This window comes from Devosia sp. (genome assembly GCF_036676215.1).
Taxonomy (GTDB): Bacteria; Pseudomonadota; Alphaproteobacteria; order Rhizobiales; family Devosiaceae; genus Devosia.
Genome location: NZ_JAKFDJ010000136.1, coordinates 1 through 2604, shown reverse-complemented (window position 1 = coordinate 2604; position 2604 = coordinate 1). Strand labels below are relative to the sequence as shown.

General features: G+C 65.2%; 3 protein-coding genes. All 3 read right to left on the bottom strand.

Features of this window, described 5'->3' with window-relative positions:
* Positions 1-746, bottom strand: a 746-nt coding sequence (locus V6M52_RS12310; protein WP_332701235.1) for an ABC transporter ATP-binding protein, incomplete at its 3' end; no start/stop codon positions are given.
* Positions 743-1858, bottom strand: a complete 1116-nt coding sequence (locus tag V6M52_RS12305; protein WP_442881855.1) for a polyamine ABC transporter substrate-binding protein — start codon at positions 1856-1858, stop codon at positions 743-745. The genes V6M52_RS12305 and V6M52_RS12310, both read right to left, overlap by 4 nt.
* A gap of 63 nt (positions 1859-1921) precedes the next feature.
* Positions 1922-2329 (bottom strand): DUF1761 domain-containing protein, encoded by a 408-nt coding sequence (locus V6M52_RS12300; protein ID WP_332701233.1) that lies wholly within the window; start codon positions 2327-2329, stop codon positions 1922-1924.
* Positions 2330-2604: the final 275 nt, after the last annotated feature.

Below are 2604 nucleotides of genomic sequence, written 5' to 3'. Positions count from 1 at the left end.
TCATAGACCTCCGCCGGACGGCCGATCTGGACGATCCGACCCTCTCGCATCACCGCGATGCGGTCGGCGGTGACCATGGCCTCCTCCTGGTCATGGGTGACGATCAGGAAGGTCATGCCCAGGCTCTGCTGGAGGGCCATGAGCTCCCACTGGGTCTCCTCGCGCAGCTTCTTGTCCAGGGCGGCCAAAGGTTCGTCCAGCAGCAGCATCTTGGGCCGCGGCGCGATGGCGCGGGCCAGGGCCACCCTCTGCCTTTGGCCGCCTGAGAGCTGGTGGGGTTTCCGACGCGCCAGGCCCTCCAGCCGCACCAGGGTCAGCATCTCGGCGGTCCGGGCGGCGATCTCATCCTTGGCCAGACCCTGCTGGCGCAGGCCGAAGGCGATGTTCTTCTCGACGCTGAGATGGGGGAAGAGGGCATAGGATTGGAACATCATATTGACCGGCCGCCGATGCGGCGGGTGTCCGGCCAGGTCCTCGCCGGCCAGGGTCACGCGGCCCTCATCCGGGTCCTCAAACCCGGCCAGCAACCGCATCAGGGTGGTCTTGCCGCAGCCCGAAGGGCCCAGCAGGGCGAAGAACTCGCCTTCGTAGATGTCCAGCGAGACCCCGGCCACGGCGGTCTCCCCGTCGAAGCGCTTGACCACGTTCTCGAAGCGCACCAGCGGCTTGGCCGCCGGATCGGCCCAGGGCGCGAAGGTCGAGCGGACCGCGCCGATGTTCAGGCGCGGGCGAGAGCGCTCGGTCATTGCCCCGTCTGGACCTTGGTCCACATGCGCGTCACCTCCCGCAGCAACGCCTGGTCCTTGTCCTTGGTGACGAACAGCCGCTTGAAGACCTCGGGGGTGGGATAGACGTTGGGATTGTCGCGCACCTCGGGGTCCACCAGCTTGGTCGCCGCCGCATTGGCGTTGGCGTACTGGGTGAAGTTCGACGCCTTGGCGATCACCTCGGGCCGCAGCATGTAGTCGAGGAATTTGTAAGCAGCGTCGGGGTTCGGCGCGTCGATCGGGATGGTGAGGACGTCGAACCAGACCTGGCTGCCTTCCCTGGGGATGACATAGGCGAGCTTCACCCCGTTCTTGGCCTCCTCGGCGCGGTCCCTGGCCTGCAGGACGTCGCCGGAATAGCCGACCGCCACGCAGATATCGCCGTTGGCCAGGGCCTCGATATATTCCGAGGAGTGGAACTTGCGGACATGGGGCCGGGCCTTGACCATCAGGTCGGTGGCGGCCTGGTAGTCGGCCAGATCCTTGGAATTGGGGTCCTTGCCCAGGTAGTTGAGCGCGACCGCGTACATGTCCTCCGAGGCGTCCAGGTAGTAGACGCCGCAGTCCTTGAGCTTGGCGAGGTTCTCGGGGTCGAACACCACCGCCCAGCTGTCGATCTTCACGCCGGGCAAGCGCTTGGCCACGGCGTCCACATTGTAGCCGATCCCGATGGTGCCCCACATGTAGGGGACCGCGTACTTCGCGCCCGGATCGAAGGGCGCCATGTGGGCCATGACGTCGGGCCACAGGTTCTTGGCGCCCGTCAGCCGGACCTTGTCCAGCGGTGCGATGGCCTTGGCGGCGATATAGCGGGGCACATTGTGGTTGGAGGGCGTGACGATGTCGTAGCCCGTCTGGCCCTGCAGCACCTTGGTCTCGAGGATCTCGTTGGAATCAAAGGTGTCGTAGACCACCTTGATCCCCGTCTCCTTGGTGAAGTCGGCCAGGATCGCCGGGTCGATATAGTCCGACCAGTTGTAGATCTTGAGGGTCTGCGGCTTGTCGCCGCCGCCCGGCTGGCCGCAACCCGCCAGGGCCAGCATCGCGCTGAGCCCCAGCGCCGTCACCCATCCCCGCATCCCGCTCTCCATCCCCGGTGGAGGGGACGTTATAGGCGAGCCGTGGGCGCGAATGAAAGGCGCTGGGGCCGTTGGCTAGGCCGCTTTCGGCTTGATGATCCCGATCACGGCGCCGGCGACCAGATAGGCGACCAGCTGGTAGCCCATGTTGATCAGCACCAGTTCGGCGCTGAGTTGGATGTAGAGATAGTCGATGGCCATAGTGGTGAAATCGAAGAAGAACCAGGCGGCCAGCGCGCCCATCAGGGCGGCGTTGAGCGAACCCGCGCCCAGGCGGCGCAGCAGCCAGGACAGCCCCAGCACGATGATGATCGTATTGACCACGCCCAGGCTCATGGTCACGGCCGTGTTGGACATGTCGGGCTCCTTGCCCAACGCGGCCATCCACCGTTCCCCGAACAGCGGCCCGTACCAGAGGTAGCCGAGGGCCTCGAGCAGGACCACCGCCACCAGGACGGCGATCCAATTGACACCTTTCAACATGCGTCTCTCCCTTTTCCTCGGAGGCAGCCTGTTGTTTTCGTTGGCGAAGCGCCGCCTTCCGCAAGGTCAGATTGAAGCTTAACCATCTAAAAGACCAGCGGCGATTGCATCGGGCCTTGCGGCGAGCGCTTTGGCGAACCAGATGGGGCGCCCTATAAGCCGCCGCTCCTCCCCATTTCGAGAGTCCCCATGTCCCGCATCCTGATCACCTCGGCCTTGCCCTACATCAACGGGATCAAGCACCTGGGGACTCTGGCGGGCTCCATGCTGCCGGC

Coding starts and splice junctions, on each gene's coding strand:
- V6M52_RS12300 (WP_332701233.1), bottom strand. CDS start 2,329: ATGTTGAAAGGTGTCAATTGGATCGCCGTCCTGGTGGCGGTGGTCCTG.
- V6M52_RS12305 (WP_442881855.1), bottom strand. CDS start 1,858: ATGGAGAGCGGGATGCGGGGATGGGTGACGGCGCTGGGGCTCAGCGCG.